General features: G+C 48.5%; 21 protein-coding genes and 3 tRNA genes. 16 read left to right on the top strand and 8 right to left on the bottom strand.

Features of this window, described 5'->3' with window-relative positions; all coding sequences use genetic code 11:
• Nucleotides 1-2: 2 nt before the first annotated feature.
• Both mdoH and MAQ5080_RS03365 read right to left on the bottom strand, forming a co-directional pair.
• Nucleotides 3-2,147: a glucans biosynthesis glucosyltransferase MdoH gene (gene mdoH / locus MAQ5080_RS03370; protein WP_067332935.1), complete on the bottom strand. Its 2,145-nt coding sequence runs from the start codon at nucleotides 2,145-2,147 to the stop codon at nucleotides 3-5.
• Nucleotides 2,147-3,706, bottom strand: coding sequence for a glucan biosynthesis protein G (locus MAQ5080_RS03365; RefSeq protein WP_067211738.1), 1,560 nt, complete (start codon nucleotides 3,704-3,706; stop codon nucleotides 2,147-2,149). Before MAQ5080_RS03365 ends, mdoH begins: the two co-directional genes overlap by 1 nt.
• A gap of 311 nt (nucleotides 3,707-4,017) precedes the next feature.
• On the opposite strand from MAQ5080_RS03365, the gene MAQ5080_RS03360 reads away from it, so the two are divergent.
• The gene (locus MAQ5080_RS03360; RefSeq protein ID WP_067211736.1) at nucleotides 4,018-4,599 is read left to right on the top strand and encodes an NnrU family protein; all 582 of its coding nucleotides are present in this window, start codon (nucleotides 4,018-4,020) and stop codon (nucleotides 4,597-4,599) included.
• 64 nt (nucleotides 4,600-4,663) lie between these two features.
• Here the strand turns inward: MAQ5080_RS03360 and MAQ5080_RS03355 are convergent, their stop codons facing one another.
• Nucleotides 4,664-6,571 (bottom strand): methyl-accepting chemotaxis protein, encoded by a 1,908-nt coding sequence (locus tag MAQ5080_RS03355; RefSeq protein ID WP_067211735.1) that lies wholly within the window; start codon nucleotides 6,569-6,571, stop codon nucleotides 4,664-4,666.
• Nucleotides 6,572-6,748: 177 nt separating this feature from the next.
• On the opposite strand from MAQ5080_RS03355, the gene MAQ5080_RS03350 reads away from it, so the two are divergent.
• Nucleotides 6,749-7,840 (top strand): FUSC family protein, encoded by a 1,092-nt coding sequence (locus MAQ5080_RS03350; protein ID WP_231870850.1) that lies wholly within the window; start codon nucleotides 6,749-6,751, stop codon nucleotides 7,838-7,840.
• A gap of 13 nt (nucleotides 7,841-7,853) precedes the next feature.
• On the opposite strand, the gene MAQ5080_RS03345 is transcribed toward MAQ5080_RS03350, so the two are convergent.
• Nucleotides 7,854-8,741, bottom strand: a complete 888-nt coding sequence (locus MAQ5080_RS03345) for a LysR family transcriptional regulator (RefSeq protein ID WP_067211911.1) — start codon at nucleotides 8,739-8,741, stop codon at nucleotides 7,854-7,856.
• Nucleotides 8,742-8,838: 97 nt separating this feature from the next.
• On the opposite strand from MAQ5080_RS03345, the gene MAQ5080_RS03340 reads away from it, so the two are divergent.
• From MAQ5080_RS03340 to MAQ5080_RS03305, 8 genes are all read left to right on the top strand, one after another.
• A complete protein-coding gene (locus MAQ5080_RS03340) occupies nucleotides 8,839-10,044 on the top strand; it encodes an MFS transporter (protein WP_067211733.1) in 1,206 nt (401 codons plus the stop codon).
• 252 nt (nucleotides 10,045-10,296) lie between these two features.
• A complete protein-coding gene (locus tag MAQ5080_RS03335; protein ID WP_067211731.1) occupies nucleotides 10,297-12,696 on the top strand; it encodes a putative bifunctional diguanylate cyclase/phosphodiesterase in 2,400 nt (799 codons plus the stop codon).
• A 72-nt stretch (nucleotides 12,697-12,768) separates the two neighbouring features.
• A complete protein-coding gene (locus MAQ5080_RS03330; protein WP_067211727.1) occupies nucleotides 12,769-13,719 on the top strand; it encodes a 2-hydroxyacid dehydrogenase in 951 nt (316 codons plus the stop codon).
• A gap of 41 nt (nucleotides 13,720-13,760) precedes the next feature.
• The gene (locus MAQ5080_RS03325; protein ID WP_067211724.1) at nucleotides 13,761-14,108 is read left to right on the top strand and encodes a 5-carboxymethyl-2-hydroxymuconate Delta-isomerase; all 348 of its coding nucleotides are present in this window, start codon (nucleotides 13,761-13,763) and stop codon (nucleotides 14,106-14,108) included.
• A 44-nt stretch (nucleotides 14,109-14,152) separates the two neighbouring features.
• Nucleotides 14,153-15,118 (top strand): phospholipase A, encoded by a 966-nt coding sequence (locus tag MAQ5080_RS03320; RefSeq protein ID WP_067211721.1) that lies wholly within the window; start codon nucleotides 14,153-14,155, stop codon nucleotides 15,116-15,118.
• A 77-nt stretch (nucleotides 15,119-15,195) separates the two neighbouring features.
• Complete coding sequence (locus MAQ5080_RS03315; RefSeq protein WP_067211719.1) at nucleotides 15,196-15,756, top strand: hypothetical protein; 561 nt, start codon at nucleotides 15,196-15,198, stop codon at nucleotides 15,754-15,756.
• Between the two features lie 131 nt (nucleotides 15,757-15,887).
• Nucleotides 15,888-16,403, top strand: a complete 516-nt coding sequence (locus MAQ5080_RS03310) for a phosphatase PAP2 family protein (protein ID WP_067211715.1) — start codon at nucleotides 15,888-15,890, stop codon at nucleotides 16,401-16,403.
• Nucleotides 16,400-17,473, top strand: a complete 1,074-nt coding sequence (locus MAQ5080_RS03305; protein ID WP_067211714.1) for an MJ1255/VC2487 family glycosyltransferase — start codon at nucleotides 16,400-16,402, stop codon at nucleotides 17,471-17,473. The genes MAQ5080_RS03310 and MAQ5080_RS03305 overlap by 4 nt, the downstream gene beginning before the upstream one ends.
• A gap of 46 nt (nucleotides 17,474-17,519) precedes the next feature.
• Here the strand turns inward: MAQ5080_RS03305 and MAQ5080_RS03300 are convergent, their stop codons facing one another.
• A complete protein-coding gene (locus tag MAQ5080_RS03300; RefSeq protein ID WP_067211710.1) occupies nucleotides 17,520-18,413 on the bottom strand; it encodes a dienelactone hydrolase family protein in 894 nt (297 codons plus the stop codon).
• Between the two features lie 146 nt (nucleotides 18,414-18,559).
• On the opposite strand from MAQ5080_RS03300, the gene folM reads away from it, so the two are divergent.
• Nucleotides 18,560-19,291, top strand: a complete 732-nt coding sequence (gene folM / locus MAQ5080_RS03295; protein ID WP_067211707.1) for a dihydromonapterin reductase — start codon at nucleotides 18,560-18,562, stop codon at nucleotides 19,289-19,291.
• Nucleotides 19,292-19,351: 60 nt separating this feature from the next.
• Nucleotides 19,352-20,035: a GTP cyclohydrolase I FolE gene (gene folE, locus MAQ5080_RS03290; RefSeq protein ID WP_067211907.1), complete on the top strand. Its 684-nt coding sequence runs from the start codon at nucleotides 19,352-19,354 to the stop codon at nucleotides 20,033-20,035.
• Between the two features lie 71 nt (nucleotides 20,036-20,106).
• Here folE and MAQ5080_RS03285 read toward each other — a convergent pair whose 3' ends face one another.
• Complete coding sequence (locus MAQ5080_RS03285; RefSeq protein ID WP_067211704.1) at nucleotides 20,107-20,991, bottom strand: carboxylate/amino acid/amine transporter; 885 nt, start codon at nucleotides 20,989-20,991, stop codon at nucleotides 20,107-20,109.
• A 192-nt stretch (nucleotides 20,992-21,183) separates the two neighbouring features.
• Here MAQ5080_RS03285 and MAQ5080_RS03280 point away from each other — a divergent pair.
• The 3 genes from MAQ5080_RS03280 (at nucleotide 21,184) to MAQ5080_RS03270 (ending at nucleotide 21,730) form a co-directional block, all read left to right on the top strand.
• Nucleotides 21,184-21,268, top strand: a tRNA-Leu gene (locus tag MAQ5080_RS03280).
• Between the two features lie 139 nt (nucleotides 21,269-21,407).
• Nucleotides 21,408-21,492: transfer RNA gene (locus MAQ5080_RS03275), tRNA-Leu, on the top strand.
• Between the two features lie 153 nt (nucleotides 21,493-21,645).
• Nucleotides 21,646-21,730: transfer RNA gene (locus MAQ5080_RS03270), tRNA-Leu, on the top strand.
• A gap of 113 nt (nucleotides 21,731-21,843) precedes the next feature.
• Here MAQ5080_RS03270 and MAQ5080_RS03265 read toward each other — a convergent pair.
• Nucleotides 21,844-23,067: an MFS transporter gene (locus MAQ5080_RS03265; protein WP_067204906.1), complete on the bottom strand. Its 1,224-nt coding sequence runs from the start codon at nucleotides 23,065-23,067 to the stop codon at nucleotides 21,844-21,846.
• Nucleotides 23,068-23,177: 110 nt separating this feature from the next.
• Nucleotides 23,178-24,077 (bottom strand): helix-turn-helix domain-containing protein, encoded by a 900-nt coding sequence (locus MAQ5080_RS03260; RefSeq protein WP_067204909.1) that lies wholly within the window; start codon nucleotides 24,075-24,077, stop codon nucleotides 23,178-23,180.
• 202 nt (nucleotides 24,078-24,279) lie between these two features.
• On the opposite strand from MAQ5080_RS03260, the gene exaC reads away from it, so the two are divergent.
• Nucleotides 24,280-25,797 (top strand): acetaldehyde dehydrogenase ExaC, encoded by a 1,518-nt coding sequence (exaC, locus tag MAQ5080_RS03255; protein WP_067204912.1) that lies wholly within the window; start codon nucleotides 24,280-24,282, stop codon nucleotides 25,795-25,797.
• Nucleotides 25,798-26,107 lie beyond the last annotated feature (310 nt).

Here is a 26,107-nt window from a genome sequence, read left to right as displayed (position 1 = left end):
GGTTAGGCGTAGGCTTTTGCCTGATCGTCGTTGGCAGACTGGGGCAAAAACTTACTCAACCTGAGGAACAGGGAGCGGTATTTAATGATGGCCAAATATTCCTGCTCATTTAGATGTGTCATCAGCTCTTCAATCGAGGCACTGTGCTCAATTTGCCATGCGGCGCAGACCTTGTGTCGGTCAAACTGCTGGCTTTCTTGTTGCGGTAATTGGGCCAGATGCCAAGCGTAGAAATCGACATTATCAATGTAGGCGTGCAGTGGCGTACTAAGCTCTGCGTTTGCTTGCGCATCCAATTGCGCCACTTTTGCCTTAAGGCGCTGTACGATTTCGGAAGGTCGGCGCTCTTCAGGCCCCTTTAAAAAGCCCAGTTTACGCAGCAAGTTACCGCGCTTGGCGCCACCACTTAACCAAGATAATGGAATCGAAAAGACCAGACCAAAGGTAATTGGCAATGACCAATAGAACAGCTGCGGACTAAGGTAGTTTGCACTCAGTGCCAAGCCGATACCAAACAGGGTATGGTAGATATGTGCACGGGTGGTTTCTTGCCATTTATTGGCGCCATCGTCCCGAGACTGCGGTTTCCAGCCACTGTCGCGGCCCCTGAGTACATCCATCACCACTAGGAACTGTGAAAACATCAGGATCGGTGCGTACAAGGCCGACACTAAGATTTCCAGCAAAGTATCTAATGTGAGCATAATGGGGCCGCCGAACTTCCAGCATTGACGCCAATGCAGCAACACACTTAACCAGCCATAAAGTTTCGGTGCTAACACTAAGGCCATGGAGACGATAAACAGAGAACGCGCGCGCTCAAAGTCAAACACTGGCCAAGTAGGAAACAGTGATAAGTTGGTAAAGTATTCTGGGCGGACAAAATGCGCCTGTACTGCTAGGGCAAAACCGACCGCAATCAAGGCAAACCAAAACACTGCGCTAAAGTAGGAAAAGATCCCCGTCAGCAAATGCATGCGTGAGACGAAGTGCAGACCTTTCGCGTTGACAAAAGCTTTGTGCTGTAAGTTGCCCTGACACCAACGGCGATCACGTACCATGACATCGATCAGTGATGGCGGCGCCTCTTCGTATGAGGCTTCTAAGTCGGTATCAAAACGTACCCCCCAGCCTGCGCGGCGCAGTAGGGCCGCTTCAATAAAGTCATGGCTCATGACATGACCACCAAAAGGGGCTTTGCCGGGTAAAATTGGCAGACCGCAAGCTTCAGCGAATGCTTGAGTACGGATAATGGCATTGTGGCCCCAAAAGTTGGAAGCGTTACCATGCCAAGTGGTCAGACCGGCCGCGTAGATTGGACCAAAACACTGGTTGGCAAACTGTTGAATGCGGCTGTACAGGGTGTCGGCGCGAATAATGGTCGGTAAGGTTTGGATCAAGCCAAGCGTGGGTTCGGCCGCCATACGACGGGACATGGACAAGAAACACTCGGCGCTCATTAAGCTGTCGGCGTCGAGCACAATCATACATTCGTAGTTGTTACCAAAGCGGGTGACCCACTCGGCCACGTTACCGGCTTTGCGCTCTGCGTTATTTAAACGGCGACGATAGTAAATCGGGCAGCCTTCGCTGTCTTGATTCAAAATAGGGAAGAAAGTGTGTTTCTCTTTGATACTGTTTTCGGCACGGTTGGTGTCACTCAGAATGAAAAACGCAAACTTACCTGGGGCTTTCTGCAACAAGTCTTCATGCATGGCCTCGATACTGGCGCGGATGCGGGCCGGATCTTCGTTGTACACAGGTAATAATATCGCGGTGACGCCGGTTGGCTCACTCTCTTTACGTTTACGCTTAAATGGCGACAGCTTAAACAACAGGCCTAGCGTTGCTTGGGTAAAGGCAAACGAAATCCAAGTAAAGTTAATACAGAACAAGGTTAAGAACAGCCACTGCAACCAGGTAATATGATTGGTGCTCAATACCTCATACATTTCCTTAGCGCCATAGGCCGACAAGCCCAGCGTTCCGAGCAGGACAAATAGGCGTGAAAACAGCGTGCTAAGCAAAAAACGCTGATGTTGCTTTTTCGAGGATTGACGAGCTTCGTTGACGGCATGGCGAGGCATGTCCAACACAGCTTCCTCAGGCAGAGCGTAGCGCCCAGAGTTTGGGGTTGTTTGATTCATTATTCACCTAACCATCGGTATAACCAAGTTGCTGCGAGCGGCGTTTCATCTTGCTTTAACTGCACACGTAGCTCCGCAGAATCGGCATTGCCTGGATCAAATGTGACGAAGGCACGCACGCCTTTTTCATAGGGATTGGGCGTCACATGGGCTTCTAAAATTTGTCCCTGACTGATGCTGGCATCGACTTGTATCGAGGCTAAGTTTTCGACTTCAATACTATCAAAGTCGATCACGACCTGGGCATGCTCGGAGGCCAGCTTTTGTCCTTTTGCGCTACGAACCACATGGGCTTTGCCCGATAGAACGGGGGTGTCATTGGTCATCGTTAAGCGATAGGAGTAGTTAAAGGGCTGATCCTTTTTAAGGGGCTCAGTCGGTTGCCAGTAAGCGACGATGTTATCGTTGGCTTCTGAGTTGGACGGAATCTCCACCAATTCCACATGGCCTTCACCCCAGTCGTTGAGGGGCTTGACCCAAATCGATGGGCGGGAGTGATAATTGGCTTCCAAATCTTGGTAGTCGCTAAAATCTCGATTGCGTTGGATCAAGCCAAACCCCTGTGGCGATTGATCCATAAAGGCACTGATTTGCAGGGTTTCTGGGTTTTGCAATGGACGCCATAACATTTCCCCGCGGCCGGTTTGAATCTGTAGGCCTTCGGAATCATGTACCGCTACGCGATAATCCTCGATTTCTGGGTAATCTAAACTGCCATTAAACATGTACATGGAGGTCAGTGGCGCTAAGCCAATGTGGGCAATGTCACGGCGTGGGAAGAGTGTAGCTTCCACATCAATGCGCGTTGGCGAGCCTGGGAAAATACCGAAACGGTAGGCGCCGGTGACGCTTTTGCTATCCAGCAGCGCATGGACCACGATGGCCTGTTGCGACGAAGAGGGACGCTCGATCCAAAAATGGCGGAACATAGGGAACTCTTCGCCAGTGGGCTGTGCTACATCAATGGCAAGACCGCGCGCGGAAACACCATAGGTTTGCCCTTTGGACACGGCTCTAAAATAGCTCGCACCTTGAAACACAATGAACTCATCTTTGTAATCCGCTTTGTTGATCGGGTAGTGCAAACGCAGCCCGGCAAATTTACCGAGATCGGAAATCAGCTGATCAATTTCTTCGGTTGGGGTGACAAAGGAGTCTTTGTTCGCTTCGATAGGGTAGGCGCGCGCATTTTCCACCGCATCAATTTCGACCAAATCTTTATAGAGAAACCCTGGCGCAAACAACTGAATAGAGAACTGTGTCGGTGTTTGCCCCCAGACGGCTTGGTTCTGTTGAAAGTTAATTTTTCGGTACGTGTCGTAGTCAAGGTTGTTCAGTGCATCCGGTGCTCTGGCGGGGGCCTGCATCGGTGACTGGGACAGTTTCTGAGCTAGATCAATCACGGTTTGTCGGCTAAAGCTGTAGCCAGCATTAGTCGAAGAGGCGTCTGCAACCACTGTGGTGTTGGTTGGCTCCTGAGTGGTGTCTTGTGCGTTCACTTGCAGTGGCAAAGACAGAGCCGTCAGAAGTGGCAATGTAAACGTCGTAAATTTAAGCATAGAAAAATAAGTTCTTTGAGCAACAGAGATTGGGTTATGAACCAAGCCGAATTGGTTTACTTTAGATTCTTTCACTGGAATTAATGATAATGATTAATGGCCGCAAGTGTGTGGTTTTGCTGTCGAGATATTGCAAAGAAAACGAAATGTACAGCGGTCGCATTCATGGATTGTAAAGACTGTATAATTGATTGAATAATATAGGAAATGCTTCAGAAATATGGAGGGTTACTGCATCATTTCATGTCTCATTGCACTGTTTTTGGGCAAGAAAGTTAACGGCCTTCACAAAACTCGGATAGGAGAAAATCATGGCGCTGTTATTGGTTGGTTTAACGTTATTTATCGGGGTTCACTCGGTAAGATTATTTGCGCCGGAATGGCGTCTATTTATGATGGAACAGCTCGGAAAAAGCAACTGGAAAATGCTGCATGCCGCGGTGGCTTTTATTGGTTTATTAACCACTATTATGGGCTACGGTTATGCCCGTTACAGCGCGGAATGGCTATGGTTCCCGCCAGTGTGGACCCGTCATGTGGCGGCCTTATTGATTTTGTTCGCTTTTATTTACATTGCCGCGGCGGCCATGCCGTACTCAAAGATCAAAGCGCGTGTTGGCGTACCGATGGTGGTGGGGATTAAGCTATGGGCCTTGGCACATTTAATCAGCAATGGCACCAGTGCGGATGTGGTGTTATTCGGTTCAATTCTAGTGTGGGCGGTGTTTAACTTTGTGATCAGTCGCCGCCGCCTTAAGGCACAGGGCGAACAGTTTGAGGCCCCTAATTATAAGTACGATGTGATCGCGCTCGGTGTGGGCTTATGCGCGTACGCATTGGTGGCGTTTTATTTACACGAACTGCTGATTGGCGTAGCGCCCTTTACGGTTTGATGCGTATTGCTAACATGCCCAGTGACCTCACTGGGCATGTTTGTTTGCGTGTTATCAGACCCGATTAGCTTTTAAAGTAATGTACATTTTCTTTGAGGTCACTGGTGAGTTGCGTCAGTCGGCTGGCACTGTCAGAGTTCTCATGGGCAAAGGTGACCATTTCGCGCGCGCCATCATCGACCTCAGTGGTATTGTCACTGATGCCTTTGGTAACGCTGGTTTGCTCTTCGGTGGCGCTGGCAATTTGGGTGGCGCGGTCGCTAATGCTACCAATCAACTGTTTAATTTCATCAAAGCTTCTGCGGGCGGTATCAATGTCCTGTACGCTTTGCTCTGCTTGCGCATGGCTGCGCTGAATGTGGGTCACCGCATTGGAACTGCTGTGTTGTAGTGTCTCAATCATCTTTTGAATCTCTTCGATTGAACTGTACGTACGCTGGCTTAGCACTCGTACTTCATCGGCTACCACCGCAAACCCTCGGCCTTGTTCACCCGCGCGCGCCGCTTCAATGGCAGCATTTAAGGCCAGTAAGTTGGTTTGTTCAGCAATATCGGAAATGGTGTTCAAGATCGAGTTGATGTTCTCCGCGTCCTGGCTGACTCGCTGAATCACCTCTGAAACGGAACTCACATCGTTCGCCAGTTGCTGAATGCTGTGCTGACTGGCATCAATCTGCGCTTGGCCTGATTCGCTAGAGGAAACAGCATGATCAGCACTGCGTGCGGTTTCAAGGGCGTTGTCGGCGATTTCTTGGGTGGCTTGAGCCATCTCATGCACGGCCGTCGCGACCATGGTGATGCTGTTTTGCTGTGCCATTAGGCGGTCATGGCTATGGCTAGAAGTGGCATCAATCGACTTGGCTTGTTGCGAAAGCTTGCCTTCAATGCTCTTAATATTATTGATCGTACCCTGCAAGCGTTCGACAAATTGGTTGAACGCATTCACCAGCTCGGCGACTTCGTCTTTACTATTGTTGCTGAGTCGGGCGGTTAAGTCGCCATCGCCATGGGCAATATCTTGAAGACGAGAGGTGACGTTTCTTAAATCTTTTAACAGCCATTGAGAAAGTTTGAACACCAGTAACCCCATAATGGCCAATAAGACCAGCACAAACAGGGACGCAGACGTGGCAAACTCATGAATAGGTGACATAAGAGTGTCTTTATCCATAACTAGAGCGACAATCCAATTGGTTTTGCCAAGCGCTTGTAAATAAAGATATTTGGCCTCACCGTTGACACTGATTTCTTTATAAATCGTGCCCTTTAAAGCCTGCTGAACATCGGCGGAACTGATTGGATAATCCGATTCTGTAATGTTGGTTTGAATCAGTGACTTGTTACGGTGCGCTAGGACTTCACCGGATGAACCGAGCAAGAGTAACTCGCCATTGCCCAATACCTTTAACTCCAGCAAACGACTAAGCAGGTCATCTAAGAAAACCAAGCCGCCAATGGCGCCTTTAAATTGGCCATTAATGATCACAGGTTCGACAAATGTCATGGACAATTTTTGCGTTGAGGCTGAGATATACGGGGCCGTGACGTAGGTTTGGCGGGTGGCTTTGGCATCCTTGTACCAAGAGCGTACACGAGGGTCATAGTCAGCACTGTTGAGGCTTGGGTCATGGCGATACATATGGCCGTTTTCCAGACCTAGGAAGGTCATGCCAAACCCTAAGCTCGCTTGAGCTTGCTGCAGAATCGCCAAGATTTGCGCTTCATTTTCCGTGTTTTGTGTTAACGAAGCTTCCAAATGGCGGCGCACCGTCGACATTGTTTGCTCACGGTCATTGTACCAATTACTCAGATAGACATTAATGGCTGCGGCCTGCGACGCGGATTCCGATTGTATGCTGGTTTGGGTGGCACTGTTAAATTTGCTAAAGGCAAGCCAGGCGACGGCAATGGTGACGATCAGTGTCGTGAGAATGCTTTGCAAAGTGATTTTGCTCTGCAACGAGAAATTCATGCGTTATTCCTTTTTAATCATGTCCTAAGAGCAGCGTGGTATAATATAAACACTGGCTAATGAACTCCAAGGTACAAAACTTAACAAACTGGTCAAGCAGTGATATCAAGGAATCATGGCAAAGTGATGAAGATTGCATGGTGCGAGACAATTTATTCTAGGTGAGGCATTTTAATTGTGAGTTTCAAATCCGCTGTAAAAAGCTTGTTCACGCTCAATAATGTCAGTCGGCCATGGCACTTGCCGGTGGCGGCGGGCATTACCATTGGTGCGCCTGCTGTATTAGGTGCGCTGACGGGTACCTTCACTGACGCCATGATTGCCAGCCTCGGCTCTATGGTATTTTTGTACATGAGTCCGACACGGACCGCGTCCAGAATGCTGACCATGATTCTGTGTACCTTCGGCTTTATGGCCTGTTTGACCTTGGCGACCTTGTCCGCCTCGGTGGCTGGATTGGCCCCAGTGGCTTTATTTGTCATCGCCTTTGCCGTGATAGTGATAACGCGCTACTACTGTTTACCCCCGCCTGGGAGCTTTTTCTTTATCTTGGCGTCTTGTATTGCCATGGCCATGCCCTTTGATCTTGCGGCGACACCAGAACGGGTTGGATTAATTGCCATGGGCGGTATGTGGGCGGTATTGATGGCGTTCATTTATAGCCTGCTGACTGGGGCGCATAAAACCGTGTCGGCCCCTGTGCAAGTGGATGAGCGGGTCAACGCGATTGTCTTGGAGGCGCTGTTTTTAAGTCTTTGTATCGCTGGGTCCTACGGTTTCGCTTTATGGCTACAGCTCAGTAACCCTTACTGGGTGCCTATTTCCTGTGCTGCCATTTTGCAGGGGGCTACTTTTCGTATGGTTTGGCACCGCAATATTCATCGTATCGTCGGCACCGTGGTCGGTATGCTGTTGGCCAGTGTGATTTTCTCCTTCCAGCCTCCGGCCCTTGTGTTGGCTATTTTGATTTGTATTTTGCAGATCATTATTGAAATGTTAATTGTCAAACATTACGGCCTTGCAGTGATTTTTATCACACCGTTAACGGTGATCATGGCGGAGATTACCTCCAGCGGAATGGATGCGACCCTGTTACTAGAACATCGTTTAGTGGATATTGTATTAGGCAGTGTGCTTGGCTTTATTGGCGGAACGATTTTTCATCGTACGGATTTCTTTCGTCGCCTGGAACAGAAAATGGCGCCTCGCAGCCGCTTATCCGAGCTGCTCTTTTCAACCCCAGATGATGGCCACAACAAAGGCAACTAAGCGCTAAGTCGGCTTATTTAGACTGGTTGCGCTCGGTTTCTTTAATCACAAACTGAAGAAAGGCTTCATTCGCTTTTGATAAGTAGCCGTCTTTGCGCCAAGCAATATTAATATCGAGCCAGACGGGGTCCGCAAATGGTCGAGTCACCAGACCATCGTCTTCCTCGATCACCATGCCCAGCAAGGTGGAGATGCCAAACCCCTGCTTGACGATGGATTTGATTAACGGGATTAAATTGGTTTCAAAACCGAAGTTGGGTTTGATGCCTTGCTGCTGCGCCAAGCGGTCAATGACCCGCCGGTGAAAATAACCTTCTTTAAACATCACCAGTTCTTCGTTAAAGAACAACTCGACAGGAATGCTATCTAAGGCGACAAAAGGGTGCTCTTTGGAAACGGTGACTAACATTTGCTCCTTTAACAGGGCGCGTGTCTCTAGCTGCTCACTGGGGGTTTCCGCGACGATCACACTTAAGTCGATTTCACCGCTTTCGAGCATTTGTTGCAGTTTCCAAGTGCCCCCTTCGATGACCTGAAGCGTGAGGTTAGGATAACGATGACGGAATGCCATCAAGATGGGCGGGAAATAATACGACCCTAACATGCTTGGGATGCCGACCCGCACCTCGCCGCGACTCAAGCCGCTCAGCTCTTGCATCGCTAACTCGGTCTCGTCCGCTTGCTGGATTAAGCGCTTAGCGTGTTCATACAGCACCTGGCCTTCGTCGGTTAGGCTTATTTTACGGTCATGGCGATGAAACAGTTGTACCTGCAACTCTTGCTCTAATTTTTTGATCGACATGCTAATCGCTGGTTGGGCGATGTGCAGTTGCTCGGCGGCGCGGGTAAAGCTGAGCGCGTTGGCGACGGCAATAAAGTAGCGTAGGGGCTTAATTTCAATCAATGTTTCTTATCCAATCTATAAGATATATATATTTTATTGATAAAAAGGCTAGGCGTATAGTCTCCTCATTATAGATTCAGATTGGAGACTCCAAGTGATTGAAATGGGTGGTTGGGCCTTTTGGCGTGGCACATTAGCGTTGATTATTGGCTCATTTATGGTGTTCGCGAACGTCTATGTGACGCAACCTTTATTGCCCATGATTGCTCGAGAGTTCGCCATCAGTGAATTGCAAGCGGCGAGTAGCTTTACCATTACTACCTTAACATTAGGCTTGTCCTTGCTGTTTTATGGCCCCTTGTCGGATGCGTTGGGGCGCAAAAAAATCATGCTGCTGACCTTACTTGGGGTGACCTTGACGACCTTCGCTCTGAGTTTTGCTAAGGACTACAGTTCCTTGTTGTTTCTGCGGGCTTTGCAAGGCTTTTTCTTAGCGGGGTTACCGGCCATTGCTGTGGCTTATTTGGGAGATGAGTATCGTCCCCATGCAATGGCCATCGCGGTGGGCTTATATATTAGCGGCAATACCCTAGGCGGCATTGGTGGACGTTTAATCGGTGGTTTTGTCGGCGAGTGGCAGGGAACCTCCGCAGCGTTTTTAACCATGGCGTTGGTGAGCCTGTTGTGCTTCTTACTGTTTTGGGTGCTGCTGCCGAATTCACAGCACTTTGAAGCGAAACGCTTTCGAGTTCGCACCATCGTTACCAATGTGGCCTTACATGTGCGTAACCCCATGCTCCTTTTGTGCTATCTCATTGGCGGCTTTAATTTCTTCATTTTTATCAACCAATACAGCTACATTACTTTTGTGCTGGAGGATGAACCTTACTCTTTGTCAGCGAAATTTGTGAGCTTACTGTTTCTCACCTATCTAAGTGGCACCGTCGGCTCCGCGTTCTCGGGTAAGTTAGCCAGCCATATGAGCCAGCCGCGCATTATGTCATTGGGCACTGGCATCGTGATGCTCGGGTCATTGGTGACATTAGGGTCATCCTTAATGGCGATTGTCCTCGGTTTATTCATTAATTGCTTTGGTTTCTTCTTATGTCACTCCACGGCCAGCAGTTTTGTCAGTAAAAATGCACAACAGGCGAAGGCCAGTGCCTCATCTTTGTACTTGGTGTTTTATTACTTAGGTGCCAGTGTGGGTGGCTTCTACCTGGATCCTTTTTGGCAGATGGGAGGGTGGCCTGCGGTGGTCATGGGGTCTTGGTGTGTCTTAGGGGCGGTGTTTGTGTTGACCTTGCTGTTGGGCAAAAGGCATGCGCAGCAGGTGACGGCGGCCGCGACGGCGCCCTAACCATTAAGGTACTCACTAAAGTAGCAAGGCCTGATGTATTTTCAATATATCTTACTGAAAAATATGAGTTATTCTGCTTTCTGCGTAATTTGCATAAGTTTTTCTTATTCTGTAAGCCGGTCTGAGGTAGATCATGTTTGCAGGAGTTTGCATACGTAGTTGAACCCTGTATAGTCAATCAATGATCTGCCATAGCATTCGTATAGGATGGATGCTTTATCGTTGTCATTGAGACTGAGCAGTAGGATTATAATGGTATCAGCGCTTAATCGATCTCTGTACATCAAACAGTCTATTGCCACCTTGTTGTTGGCCATGATCTTGAGCGTCGTGCTCAGCTTCGTGCAAGCCTACCGCAGTATTCAGCAAGAACCTTACCGTATTCAAAAAGAGTTCAATGACCTGTTATCCATTGTCGAGCGCCCGTTAGCGCAAGCTTTATTTCGCTTAGACACTGTGTTCGCACAACAACAAGCAGAGAGTTTGTTGTACAACCCGGCCATTCAAAGTGTCATCGTGAGTGATGAGAATGGGCAGGTATTTGCCTCCGCAACGGCTCCCTTTATCGCGCCATCACTGAGTAGCGATCTCGCCAATTACCTCTTGAAAGACACCCTTGAAGTGTCTCGCCAATTGAACTTTAGTGGCATTGAAGTGCCTTTGGGGCGGGTGGATCTGGAACTTGACCGGCGCTATTTAGTGGAGCAAGTAATCGGCTTCAACAGTCGCCTATTTATCCAGAATCTTATCAAAGACATCCTCTTAGCATCCATTTTGTCATTGCTGTTTTATGTCATGGTGACACGACCATTGAAGCAGCTGACCTGGTCGTTAACACGCTTGGATAATAATAAGACTGTCTCGGTACCGGCAGCCTTTGATAGACGCCATCATAAGGATGAACTAGGACGCTTAAAAAGCACCTTTAATGAATTATGGCTGCGCTTGAGCAATGCCTTAGACGCCTTAGAACGCAGCCATCAACACTCCAAAGCCATGATCAGCCATGCGGCGGATGGCATCATAGTGTTGGACCAAAATTATCAGATTCGCGTGGTTAACGAAGCGGCAGAAAAGCTGGTTAGCATGAGTGCTGAGTCGTTAACCGATATGCCATTAGCGTCCTTAGGAAGCACTGGCTTTTGGACGTCATTGGAGTCCTCATTGCACGAACTGGCAGTGGATGACGTGATGAGCGCCGAAACCACGCTGTCGAATAAGCAAGGCTTAGTACCGGTTGAAATCCGCATCAGTAAATACATGGTGCAAGGGGAGTCCGAAGTGGTGCTCCTGATGCGGGACTTATCTGAGCGTAAAGAAGCGCAGCAGCGTATTAATCGCTTGTCATTTTACGATTCGTTAACGCGCTTACCAAACCGCGCCTTAATGACTGATCATCTTCAAAAAGCCATGTCCGATATGAGCCAAGACGCTTTTGGCGTACTGATCATTCTGGATTTGGACCGCTTTAAAACAGTCAATGATGCCCTCGGTCATAACGTGGGGGATCAGTTGCTGGTTGAAGTAGTGGATGCACTGGTGCCACTGGTGCCGCCCAATACTACCTTCGCTCGTTTGGGTGGCGATGAGTTCGTGTTCTTATGGAGCAATGTGCGTGGCTCTAAAAATGAGAACAATGTTGCTGTGGTAAACTTTATGCAGCGCATCTTGAAAGAGTGTGCCGAAGTGAAACACGTCGAGGGTCACGATCTGCATGTGACCGGCAGTATGGGCGTGTCTTTCTTCGACGGCACAGAAGAATCCACCGCAACGGTAATGCGCCAAGCCGATACCGCCTTATACAAAGCGAAAGAACTAGGGCGTAATACCTTTGCCTTTTTCCAAGAAGATATGCAGTCCCTGTCCGATGCGCGCTTGCAGATGGAGAAGTCTCTCTATCGGGCTGTGAAAATGAACGAATTCGAAGTTTACTACCAACCACAGAATAACCAATATGGTGAGCTTATCGGTGCGGAAGCCTTATTGCGCTGGAATGACCGTGAGCGCGGCTTTGTGCCACCGATGGAGTTTATTCCGATCGCCGAAGACATAGGTTTGATCCATGATCTGGGGCGCTTTGTCTTGCAACAAACCACACAACAGGTGGCGAGCTGGAGAAAACAGGGCCTTTGGCAAGATGATTGGCGTATCTCAATCAACGTCAGCCCGATGCAATTCTCCTATGCGAACTTGCTAAAAGACATTTCACAGGCGCTGCAAAACAGTGGTATGCCCGCCACCATGATGGACATCGAAATCACCGAAACCGCCCTGATGTCGGATCTTGATCGTGCCTTGGATATCATGGAGCAGATTCGAGAATTAGGCATCAGTTTATCGGTGGACGATTTTGGTACGGGTTATTCCTCTCTGAAATATTTAAAAGACCTACCCATTGATCGTCTGAAGATTGACCAGTCGTTTGTACGTGATTTAATTCACGATAAAGATGATTACGCTATCGTTATGGCGGTGATCGCTATGGCCAATGCCTTGTCACTGAAGGTGTTAGCCGAGGGGGTGGAAACCCAAGAGCACTTTGAACAATTAGAAGCACTCGGTTGCATTTCGTATCAAGGTTATTACTTTGGCCGCCCTTGCTCTGCGACGGAGTTTGCGCAGAAATTTCTGCAGCTGAGCCACAGCGTTTGAGCCTGATCAGGTTGCTTTGAGTGAGTGTGCTGCGAAGCACTGCAAACCATGTTTTTTAAGGTGATTTAGTCGATGATCTTAACCCCAGCGATTCCCTTTGTGAGTTCCCTTGACGAAGCTGAAGAGCTCATTTGGCTCGAAGCGCTTTCTCAAGCCATGCCAGATGAATCCATTTTACCGCTGCGTAAATTAACTGAGAACGAGCGTAAACTCTCCGAAGTGGCGATTGTCGCCAACCCTGATCCGGCAGATTTACAAACATTACCAAACCTAGTTTGGGTACACAGTGTTTGGGCTGGGGTAGAGAAGTTACTGCAGCAACCGGTTGCGTCACATTACAGCATCGTACGCTTGATTGACCCAGAGCTTAGCCGCGTTATGGCCGAAGCTGTGCTGGCCTGGACCTTATTCTTGCATCGCGACATGCCAGCCTATGCGCGTCAGCAAACCAAGGCTGTGTGGCAGCCTTTGCCCTATGTCGCGGCCAGCGACCGAAGTGTGGGCATTTTGGGGCTAGGGGAGTTAGGTCGGCGGGCTGCGCAAGCACTCAGTGAGCAAGGCTTTAAGGTGCAGGGCTGGAGTCGGACCGAGAAGCGCATGGAGCAAGTTCAGTGCTTGTTTGGTGAAGAGGGTCTTGAGCAAATACTAAAGCAGAGTGATATTTTAGTCTGTTTGTTGCCGTTGACCACCACCACGGAAGGCTTATTAGCAGGCGATAATTTGGCGAAAATCAAGCCGGGTGCGCAATTAATTAATTTTGCCCGCGGTAAAATTGTCGATGAGGACATGCTGCTTTATGAGCTGAACACTGGACGCATCAAGCATGCGGTATTAGATGTGTTTGTATACGAACCATTGCCACGTTCGCATCCGTTCTGGACGCATCCTAATATCACTGTGCTGCCACATATCTCGGCGCCCACCACAGTGCAAAGTGCCAGTAAGATCGTGGCACAAAATATTCGTAACTATCGTCATTTGAGTGTGCTGCCCGACACGGTGGATACACTGCTTGGCTATTAATCTGGTGTTGTTCTCTAACAAGAATTAAAACGGGAGTATCTATGCCCCATTGCATCATCGAATACAGTCAAAACCTAGAGCAAGAAGTGCCCCCACTGGACTGGATGGAAGCGGTACAACAAGCGTGCCTTGAATCAGGGTTATTCCAACCCGCAGACATTAAGCTGCGTGCCTTTGCTTGTAAGCATTTTATCACCCATGGGGTGCAAGATGCGTTTGTGCACGTGACGGTGCGCATGTTGGGGGGGCGCAGTGCGCAACAGAAATCCGAACTTTCACAGTCTGTCCTTGATGCTTTGTGCCGCTTTGCGGTGAAACAAGTTAGCCTATCGGTGGAGATCGTAGAAATGGAAAACGAAAGCTATCTTCGCAAAGTAATTCCAGCGTAGCGCTTGTTATTCCATTATTGGCTAAACTGCTGAAGGAGAAGGCCATGAATTGGCAACAGGTAAGTGTGCTTATGTTGGGCCTTGGCCTTTTTAGTCAGGTTGGGGTGGCAGCCAGTTCCCCTGTCACATTGGATGACATTGAAACACCAGAGCAGAACTCCATCGAGCCAGAGGCGCCTGAGCCGATTGCTGAGCGAGCCCGCAAAGCCAATGGCATGATCGAGCAGCGTGTGCAATACGAAGAGCGCAGCGCCGGTGATCCGTTTGTGCTGACCGCCCATAAGCCGAACTACTTTTTACCCATCTATTACACAGGCAAATCCGGTGATCGTGGCTCCTATTACAATGTTGATTCCGAGCAGCTGCAGGATACTGAATTTAAGTTTCAGGTGAGCCTTAAATTTCCGGTTGCCAAAGGGGTGTTAGGACGTGACTCCAAGCTCTGGTTTGCTTATACCCAGGAGTCCTACTGGCAGGCCTATAACAGTAAAATCTCAGCCCCTTTTCGAGATACCAGTTACGAGCCAGAAGCCTTTATCACCACTCAACCCAAACTCGACATGAGTTTCTTTGGCGCGAAGTTATCCCATATTAACTATGGTGTGGTGCACCAATCGAATGGTCGTGGTGAGCCATTGTCGCGTTCTTGGAATCGCGTCTATGCCGACTTTATTTTTGAGCATCAAAACACCGTGGTCTCGATCAAGCCTTGGTATCGCATACCAGAATCAGAAGCCGACGATGACAATGCGGACATTGAAGACTACCTAGGGCATGGTGAACTGACGGTGGTGCATGTGGTCAATGACGTCACCTTTGATGTGCTGTTGCGCAACAACCTAGATTTTGCCGATAACCATGGTGCGGTGCGCCTTGGGGTGAGTTTCCCTATGTGGGGCAAAGTGCGTGGTTACGCGCAATACTTTGAAGGCTATGGCCAATCATTACTAGATTACGACAATTACACGCGCTCGTTTGGCATCGGCTTCATGTTAAGTAACTGGTTATAGCCGCAGTCTTTTTCTTGCAATGTTTCTGCAATCTTTGCTTGCTAGGTTATTGGGTTATTACATTGAGGAGATAACCCATGAAAAAACTATCTATTGCTGGCCTTGTTGCGTCCACTGTTTTGCTAACGGCATGTGCCGGTTCATCAGTTAAATCTGATAATGAAATGGCGGCGGCTGAAGCGCAACTGAACAACCAAGATATGTACGAAGTGCATGAAGAAGGCCGCATTTATCTATTTGATGATCGTGCTACTTACGAAGACTTCCTAGCGATTGGGGAAACGTCTTACCGTAAAGTGCGTATCGGTGACGGTCCAAAAGGTGAAACTCTGGTGTTTGGTCTAACCAACGAAGACAAGAAAAAAACCAGCGGCATCGCCAGCATTGATATGTACGATGGCAACTTAGCCGGTGCAGAAAGCTTCTACGGTGAAACACGTATGGAAGGCCGTATCTACGTGTTCCAATCACTTGAAGAAATGAATCAAGCACGTGTGGTAGGCGAAGTGCCACTGCGTTACACAGATATCGCTGCAGGTCCAAATGGCGAGACTGTGGTTTACGCATTAAACAGCGATAACAAAAAGAACAAGCCAGTAGAATTAATGGCGAAATTCAAGCAAATGAACCAGCAGTAATCGCTGCCTGTCTTTAAAAAAAGCGCTCTTTAGGAGCGCTTTTTTTGTCATAAAAGCATCATCCCTCTGCCACGAAAATGACACCCAAATTTTCTATTTTGAAACAATAGAAGACGTGTAGAGGCGGCGTTATGAACATACTTAACAGCATTCACAACATGGACGTAAGCACATTTTACTGGCTGATGGCGCGTAAGCATCGCCAGTTAATGACTCGAGTCAGTCGTATTGTTTCGATGTCGGCAGATGGGCCCTTGTATGTGTTGTTGGCATTGGCGTTTTGGGCGTTCGGTTTGCAAAACTGGGCCTTGATCATCATCGCTGGTTTTGCTCTAGAGCGTGTGCTGTATTTGATCCTGAAAAAGAGTTTTAAGCGCAATCGGCCAGCCGATATTTTGGATGACTTCACCAGCTTTATTCGTCCTTCTGATAAGTTTTCTTTTCCCTCTGGGCATACCTCAGGCGCGTTTTTTATGGCGTACTGCCTGAGTGAATGGTTTCCTGAGTTTTATTTAAGTTTCTACAGCTGGTCTGCCATGGTGGCCATGTCGCGAATTTTCCTTGGTGTTCACTTCCCAACGGATACGGCTATGGGAGCCTTGTTAGGGACCACCTGTGCCATGCTGTCGTTTGGAGTGTTAGCATGAAGATTTTATATGGGGTGCAAGGCACCGGTAATGGCCACATCACTCGCGCACGCGCTATGAGTGTGGAGTTCGCGCGTCTAGGGATCGAAGTGGATTATGTGTTCTCCGGTCGGGCCGCAAGCGACTACTTTGATATGGAGTGCTTTGGTAACTATCGTACCTTCAGTGGTTTGTCGTTCGTTGCCAAAGATGGCCAGATCAGTCTTTGGGCCACCTATCGTCAAGCCAAGGTGTTTCAACTATTGAAAGACATCGCCAGCTTTGATGTGTCGCAATACGATTTAATCTTAACGGATTTCGAGCCGGTCACAGCGTGGGCGGCAAAGCGTCAAGGGAAGCCTTGTATTGGTGTCGGCCATCAATACGCTTTTCAGTACGATATTCCAAAATACAAAGGGGATGTGATCGGCTCTTGGATCATGTCGCGCTTCGCCCCAGTGAGCCAGGGGATCGGGGTGCATTGGCACCATTTTGGCGAGCCTATTTTACCGCCGATCATTCAGCATGCTGAGCATAAAAATGTGGCGCAAGACGATCAAGTATTAGTCTATCTACCGTTTGAGAACAGTGAAGATGTGATGGAATACTTAGAAGGCGTATCAGGCTATCAGTTCCGCATGCACTGTAAGGATATTGAGCCTGGAAAATACGGCAATGTACAAGTCTTCCCCTTCAGTCGTGAGGGCTTCCAAAAGAATTTACGTGAGTGCCAATCGGTGCTCTGTAATGCTGGCTTTGAATTGAACTCGGAAGCCTTACATATGGGGCGCCGTATTATGGTTAAGCCTTTGCATGGGCAAGTCGAGCAGCTTTCTAATGTCGTTGCCTTGGAAAGTTTAGGGTTTGCCAAAGCCAGCAAAACGCTATCTTCTGACGTGATTCGTGAGTGGCTAGAGGGGTCTAAAGTGGTGCGAGTGAGTTACCCAAATGTCGCCAAGGGCATTGCTGAGTGGGTCGCTGCAGGGGCTAAAACACCGCTTGAAGAGCTAAGTCAGCAACTGTGGCAACATGTATTGCCCAGCAATGGCGTTTATTTCTGCAAAGACGATATTGTAGCTGCTCCCGTGTAAGTGCCCTTCAACTAAAAAGGCCTTCTAGATAGAAGGCCTTTGTCGTTTAAGCAAGGTGCTGTTTGAAAAACTCGATGGTTCTTTGCCAAGCCAATTCTGCGCTTTGCTCATCATAGCGTGCTGTGGAGTCGTTATGAAAACCGTGGTTCACACGCTCGTACATATGCGCTTGGTAGTCTACGCCCATGGTTTTTAGGGCACTTTCGTAGTCTGGCCAAGTGGCGTTGACGCGCTGATCCAGTTCGGCAAAGTGCAACAGCAATGGGCCTTTTAGGTTTTGTAAGTCTTGGGTGGGTGGCGTGCCGTAAAATGGTACTGCCGCATCGATCATGTTTGGCCAAGACGCGGCGAGTTGATTGGAAACATAGCCGCCAAAACAGAAGCCGACAATACCCAGTTTATCCGTAGTGATGGCATGGGATTTTAGGAAGGTGGCAGCATCGCTAAAGTCGCCAAGAATCTTGTCTCGATCCAAGCTTTTTTGCATTGCACGCCCTTCGTCATCGTTGCCAGGGTAGCCACCTAGAGGGAATAGGGCATCTGGCGCGAAGGCCACGAAGCCATCTTTGGCGACGCGTCTGGCGACATCCTCGATGTAGGGGTTCAGGCCACGGTTTTCATGCACTACGATGACCCCTGGAGCAGGGTTGTCTTGATTGACGCCTGCTGGCGTCACAAGGTAGCCGCGGGCTTTACCATGTCCGTTGGGCGCATCAATTTCCACATAGCGGGCGCTGATTTCGGGGTCGTTAAAGGATACTTGTTCGGCCAAGGCATAGTTGGGCATCAGCGCCGCGGAGACTGCGGAGGCGGTGATTCCAGCAACGCCAAGCGTAGAAAGCCGGCGAAGAAAAGTGCGGCGATCGATGTCACCGTGGGCGTATTCGTCATACCAGTCAAACGCTTCCTGTGGGATCACAGGCAATTGTTGTTTATTCATTATGCGCTCCATCGAGTTATAAATAGGCGAATGTGACCTGATTAAAAGTTAGCCTAATTTAATGAACCAACCTAGTGTTGATTACGTAATCTCTATGATTTCGGATGCAAACGTATTGGTTTTTTAATGATGGGTGGGAGGTTTAGATGCAAGAGACGCGGGTATACCCTCATTTGATTACGGGTGGTGGTCGCCGTTTGGGGTTGGCAGTGGTGCGTCACTTATTGGCCCAAGGCGAAGCCGTAGTGATCAGCTATCGTAGTTTTACCCCCATGGTGGAGGAGCTAATGGCACAAGGTGTGCACTGTATTCGCGCCGATTTTACGCAACCTGAATCTGTCACCAAACTGATTCAAACGATTGAAGCGGAATACCGAGGTTTGCGCAGCGTTATCCATAATGCCTCGGACTGGTCATCTGAGGCCGATAATGAAGACTTACAAGCATTGATGACACGAATGTGGCAAGTTCATGTGGCGGCGCCATATCAACTCAACATGTCGTTACAATCTCTGTTATTATGTGCTGCTAATGATTTGGGTCAAGCGACCGATATAATTCACTTGACCGATTTTGTGGCGGAAAAGGGCAGTGATAAGCATATTGCGTACGCTGCCAGTAAAGCAGGCTTGGCCAATTTGAGTTTATCCTTTGCTCGCCAATTGGCACCAAAGGTAAAAGTTAATGCGATTGCGCCGTCTTTGTTGATGTTTCAACAGGGCGATAATAAGGAATATCAGCAGAAAGCATTAAAAAAATCGTTATTATGCCTAGAACCAGGTGAACAGGAAGGGGTTGCAGCGGTACAATACCTCCTCAGTAGTCGTTACATGACCGGGCGTACATTGGCTTTGGATGGAGGTCGTCATTTAGCTTAATCGGAAGCGATGGCGCGCTAGGCATCATGAATGAACGAATTAGCTAGACAGGGTATTGATATGACAACTGCAATGGCAGAAACCAGTAAAGTGAGCAATATTGCACTTTCCGATGAGGCGGCTCGAGTTCGTGATGCCCTCATTAAGCATGGTCTTGAAACGCCGATGATCGACAATGGCTTGTCGACTGAGGAAAAGTACCAGCGCATCAAAACAGCATTTGAGGATGTGGTGTACACCTTAGGCTTAGACCTAACGGATGACAGCCTTTCAGAAACGCCTCACCGCATTGCAAAAATGTATGTGAAAGAGATCTTCTCTGGTCTGGATTATGGTCAATTCCCTAAAATCACTGTCATCGAAAACAAGATGAAAGTGGATGAGATGGTTAAGGTGAGCGATATTTCTTTCACCAGTACCTGTGAGCACCATTTCGTGACCATCGACGGGTTGGCGAAAGTAGCTTACCTACCGAAGAACAAGATTATCGGTTTGTCAAAGATCAACCGTATCGTGCGCTTCTTTGGTCAGCGCCCACAAGTGCAGGAACGTCAAACCCAGCAGGTTTTGGTGGCGTTGCAAACTCTGCTTGAGACGGACAATGTGGCAGTGAGCATTAATGCTACTCACTACTGCGTGAAAGCACGTGGTGTGATGGACGCGAGCTCCTCGACGCAAACCACAGCATTGGGCGGTCTATTTAAACGCAGTGATAAGACTCGCAGTGAATTCTTAGCGAACTAAGTCCGCTTTGACAGATGCAAAACAAAAATGGGAACCCAAGGGTTCCCATTTTTATTGCACTGGCTTTAAGCTCAAGCCTGAGTTTCTGCCAGATTGGTGTGCTCTTTTTGTTTGAGGAACCATTCATTTAAGTAGAGTGCGAAAAGGATCACCGCGCCGCCAATGGCGAGGCGGATAATGTCGGCATCACGGTTCCAAAACACTACATTGACCAAGATTCCTGCTGGGATTAATAGGTTGTTGGCAACGGCTAGCGCACCAACATTAACCATGGTGGCGCCCTTGTTCCAAGCAAAGTAACCAACTCCTGAAGCAATCACCCCTAGATAGACTAAGATTCCCCACTGCAGATTTGTGGTAGGCAATTTGTCCATGTTGCCAAGGGCTAGGAAACATGGCACGACCACAATAAAGGCGCCGATAAAGAACCAGCCAAATAAGGTTAACTGCGGTAAATCGGTTGGGTTATTGGCCATCAAACGTTTATAGGCAACCTGACCTAGGCCAAAACAAAGGTTCGCACCTTGCACTAATAAGAAGCCTTGAATGAAGCCTTCGTCGATGCCTTGATAGCGGATCCCCACAGCCCCAGCAACAGCAATTAAGGCACTGATAATGTAGCCTGGGGTAAAGCGCCGCTCCAAGATATCATTGATTAACGCAATATAGATGGGCGTCATCACGGTAAAGAGCAGTACCTCAGGGACCGATAGATGCAAAAAGGATTGGTAATAAAAGCCGTACATAATGCCCAGTTGGCAGGCGCCAATCGCCATCAGCTTAAGGGCTAGCGCTTTCGGTGTTTGGCGAAACTTAATAAAGGGCAGAAACACCAGCATGGCTAAGGTAATACGCATCAGTACTGAGAACCATGAATCCACTTGCCCGGCTAAATACACGCCAATCAAGCTAAAAGAAAATGCCCACAGGCCAGTCATGGCCAATAAAATCCACATATCAGAGGTCTCCAGAAATTGAGCGGGCATTATAAGGCGGGGCATCGGACTTGTCAGTAAACCTGATAGGTTTAGCTGGTTTACTAATGTGTGCCTAAAAGGCGATGGCAAAAATATTCATGGATACATTAAAAAATTGAAATAAAACCCTTGACCATGGAAAGCGGATCTCTATAATACGCTCCATTCCTTGCGGGAGTGGTGGAATTGGTAGACACGCTGGATTTAGGTTCCAGTGCTTCACGGCGTGAGAGTTCGAGTCTCTCCTTCCGCACCAAATTTAAAAAAGCTGATCAGAGATCGGCTTTTTTATTGCCAAGACGTTGATTGTTATCCGTTTCTGGCTTTGGTTGCTAGCAATATATTGGTTTAATTGCTTAAACCGACATCTTACACAGGATGTAAAACACTCTTTTGCGGGAGTGGTGGAATTGGTAGACACGCTGGATTTAGGTTCCAGTGCTTCACGGCGTGAGAGTTCGAGTCTCTCCTTCCGCACCATATTAAAAAAGCCGATCTATTTAGATCGGCTTTTTTATTGCCTGAAATAAATCATTGTTTCACAAAGAGTTTCTTTCAGAAGCTTGGCTGAAAAATATTTTCTAAAGCCTCTTGACCAGAGGCAGCGTATCTCTATAATACGCGTCATTCCTTGCGGGAGTGGTGGAATTGGTAGACACGCTGGATTTAGGTTCCAGTGCTTCACGGCGTGAGAGTTCGAGTCTCTCCTTCCGCACCAAATTTAAAAAAGCCGATCTATTTAGATCGGCTTTTTTTATGCCTGAAATTTATCAAATGCTCGCTCGACGCTGGAAACACACCCAGCGACGTAAGCAACCGCTTAACTCTTAATTACTTCTCTTCATTCTCTAACGTGTTGCGGTGCAGCAAGCTTGGGAACAGCACCATCCATAAGCCGACTACCGCTAGGGTGCCAAAGCCCCCCAATATTATGGCCGGTACCGTCCCGAATAGTGCTGCAGTGGCGCCGGATTCAAATTCCCCCAGTTGATTGGAACTGCCTATAAAAATGGAATTAGCCGCGCTGACACGGCCACGCATGTCGTCTGGGGTTTGCAGCTGCACTAGGGTAGAACGGATGACTACGCTGATCATATCGGAAGCTCCCAGAACAAACAGCGCCGCCATCGAGAGTATCAAATGCTCAGATAGGCCAAATACGATGGTGGCCATACCAAACACGGCGACGGCGACATAGAGGGTTTTGCCGACACTGTGGGTCAGCGGCCGGCGTGACAAATAAATCGACATCAACAGAGCGCCCAGTGCTGGCGCACAGCGTAGCAAGCCAAGCCCCCAAGGTCCGGTGTGTAAAATATCCTTAGCGACAATCGGTAGCAGAGCAGTGGCGCCCCCTAGTAGTACCGCAAACATGTCCAACGACACCGAGCCCAACACCAGCTTGTTGTTTTTGATAAAGCGTAAGCCGCCGAGCAGATGATCAAGATCTACTGGCTGCTTGCCCTTGGCAACATAATCGTAGTGCAGAAAAAACAAAATGCAGCAGGACAACAGGAAGAACGCCATGCTGGTTAGGTAGAGGGTCGGGGCGCCGAGCAAATAGATGAGGCCACCGAGCGCAGGACCAGCAATCACGGAAATTTCACGGGCAGAGGCGATCGCGCTGACGGCGCGGGATAATAAATCGGCTGGGATGAGGTTGGGTAATATCGCCTGTCCGGCAGGCATTTCAAATGCACGAGCTGTGCCGAGCATCACCGCACAGGCATAGATCATATTCGCCGAAATGGTGTCTGTGAGGTTGCCATAGGCCAAAATGGCGACCGTAGAAGCCATCGTCAGTCGTGTGCAAACACAGATGAGGCGGCGGTTGTAACGATCGGCCACATGGCCGACCACCAAGGTGAGTAGCAGTTGTGGAATGAACTGAAATAAGCCCACTAAACCCAATGCCAGAGCGCTATCGGTTAAATCATAGACCTGCCAGCCGATGCCGACGGTTAACATTTGAAAAGCGAAGGAAGAGGCGATTTGGCCCACCCAGAAATGCACAAAGTTACGCTGCTGCAACAATGAGGAAGGGGTGCTCGTCATGACAATCCTTTTATAGAATGAGAAAAGGTTAGTAGAGTTTATCAACTAACCTTTGCTAACACTAAGGCCGCTGCTTAGGGGACGGCATTTAATTAGGATTGAGGCGTGGATTAATTAACTTGGTTTTGGATTTGACGCGGGGAAACGCCAAAATGCTGGTGAAAGCGACGGCTAAAGTGGCTCAAACTTTGATAGCCAAGTTCCATACTCACTTCTGTGACTGAACGGCGTTGTTTTAAATACTCCAGTGCCACATTCATGCGGCGCTGATGTTGATATTCATTAGGGGTACAGCCTAGATGGCGCTTGAATTCTTGATAAAAGCGGCTGCGACTCATGCAGGCCAGCTTGCTTAACGAATCAATCTCTAATGGCATCGCTAGATTGGCTTCAATGTAATTTAAAGCATGGGTTAAGCCGTTCGCATCGGGCATTAATTGTGTGAACTTCAGCAAGGCTTCACGGCCATGATGACGCAGTATGCGTGTCACTAGCTCGCTGACGCCAAAATCGACTAGTAGATCGCGATCCGGATCGTTTTGTACAAAATCGCTGACTAAGCGATCGATGACTTGTTGGGTGCCTTGGGTATGTAATGTGTGCAGCGGTTTATTCGGGTCAATTGGCGCCAACCCATTCATATTGGTGACGTCGTTCATACGGTCACAAATCTGGGCGATACGTTCCTGAGAGATTTCGACTGTTAGGCAAGTGGTGGGACGCTCCAACTGTGCCTCAGGGAAGTCGATAAAGACTTCTTCTTTGGGGGCCAGAATAAAGGACTCATGAGGCAAAAAGGGAATGTCTTGCGCGGTTTTGGTGTGCATGACTTTCGCCCCCGTCACCATGCCACAGTAGAGCAAAGAGTCTGATTTTAGGCTGACTTTCTCCGCTTGCTCGAAGGTGTCGTAGATGCTCAGCTCGGCCTGAGGACCGGCAAAGCAGACGCGATTTTCAACAAGCTCTGTTGGGCGTCGTAGCACCCCTAAGCTCGTTAAGTGATGAGTCATACACACCTCTTTAATTCTTGTTGGATGATGGTGCAGAGTGGAGTTGTCTAATCTTTACCCCAGATTATAGGTCATGGTCAACTTTTATGGACTGGCAGACAACTTTTTTAGACTGTCAGGCAAGAACTGTTGTTTTCATCAGACTACATTGAATGGACTGTAGTTAAGTTGCTAAAAAAACAAAAATAACGGAGTGAACAGTATGATCTATGCAAAACCAGGTTCTGAAGGCAGTGTTGTCAGCTTCAACGAACAGTATGAAAACTTTATTGGTGGCGAATGGGTTGCTCCAGTAAAAGGTCAGTACTTTGACAACGTAAGTCCTGTAGATGGTAAACCATTCTGTCGTATTCCTCGTTCTAGCGCAGAAGATATCAATCTTGCCCTAGACGCTGCTCACGCAGCAAAAGACGCTTGGGCGAAAACATCCGTTCAAGCTCGTTCAAATATCCTGCTTAAAATTGCCGATCGTATCGAGGCCAATCTGGAAGCGCTTGCGGTGGCTGAAACATGGGACAACGGTAAAGCGGTGCGTGAAACGCTCGCCGCAGACGTGCCGCTAGCAGCAGACCATTTCCGTTACTTTGCTGGCTGTGTCCGTGCTCAAGAAGGGTCGATTGGTGAAATTGATGAAAATACCATCGCTTATCACTTTCATGAGCCGCTAGGTGTTGTTGGTCAAATCATTCCTTGGAACTTCCCGTTGCTGATGGCGGCTTGGAAATTGGCGCCAGCCTTGGCCGCCGGTAACTGCGTGATCTTAAAGCCAGCGGAACAAACGCCAGCTTCTATTCTCGTGTTGGCAGACCTCATTAAAGATTTACTGCCTGCTGGGGTGTTAAACATCGTTAACGGTTACGGTGCTGAGGCGGGTCAAGCGTTGGCCACCAGTACGCGCATTGCAAAAATTGCTTTCACTGGTTCCACTCCAGTTGGCTCACACATCATGAAATGTGCCGCGGAAAACATCATTCCATCCACGGTTGAGTTAGGTGGCAAATCCCCTAACATCTACTTCAAAGACATCATGAACGCGGAAGACGAGTTCATCAGTAAGTGTGTCGAAGGCACCGTGCTAGCGTTCTTCAACCAAGGTGAGGTGTGTACTTGTCCATCACGTCTGCTGGTTCAAGAAGACATCTATGATGACTTCATCAAATTGGTGGTCGAGCGTATCGGTCAGATCAAACGTGGTAACCCGCTGGACACAGACACCATGGTCGGTGCTCAGGCGTCTCAAGAGCAATTCGATAAGATTATGAGTTACCTGCAGATCGGCCGTGATGAAGGTGCTGAGGTGCTGGTCGGTGGTGATTCTGAAGTGATTGACGGCTTTAATGATGGCTACTACATCAAGCCGACGCTACTGAAAGGCTCCAACGACATGCGCGTGTTCCAAGAGGAAATCTTTGGCCCGGTTGTCGCTGTAACAACGTTTAAAGATGAGGCGGAAGCGCTGGCGATCGCTAACGACACAGAGTTCGGTCTAGGTGCCGGTGTCTGGACCCGTGATACCAACCTTGCTTATCGCATGGGACGGGGCATTCAGGCGGGTCGTGTATGGATGAACTGTTATCACCAGTACCCAGCGCACGCGGCGTTTGGTGGCTACAAGAAATCCGGCGTTGGTCGTGAGACTCATAAGATGATGCTAGATCACTATCAACAAACTAAGAACATGTTGGTGAGCTATGATATCAATCCTCTAGGCTTCTTCTAAGCCGTACAGTTTTACCCTGAGAATTGGCCCCCCAATTCTATTTTTTAGGCTCCTTCGGGAGCCTTTTTTTTGTGCTAAAAGATATTTTTGAAATATGACAGTGCCTGTAACAAAGTTGAAACATTAAAGTCATATAAATGTCACCCAAATGAAATGTTTGCTGATTGAACACTAGATTGTGTCAAGTTTCAGGCTGCATTGGGTTTTTATAAAAAAGATCTAAGTGTAGAATGACGCGCGTTTCAATTTGATGAATTTTGATGGATTAATTTGAATCGCTGGAAGCACCTCCCAGGAAAAGGGTGGTGAG

Origin of the sequence: Marinomonas aquimarina (assembly GCF_900089755.1) — a bacterium.
GTDB lineage: Bacteria > Pseudomonadota > Gammaproteobacteria > Pseudomonadales > Marinomonadaceae > Marinomonas > Marinomonas aquimarina.
Note: the sequence above shows the minus strand (reverse complement) of the source record. Positions and strands in the feature narration are given on the sequence as shown.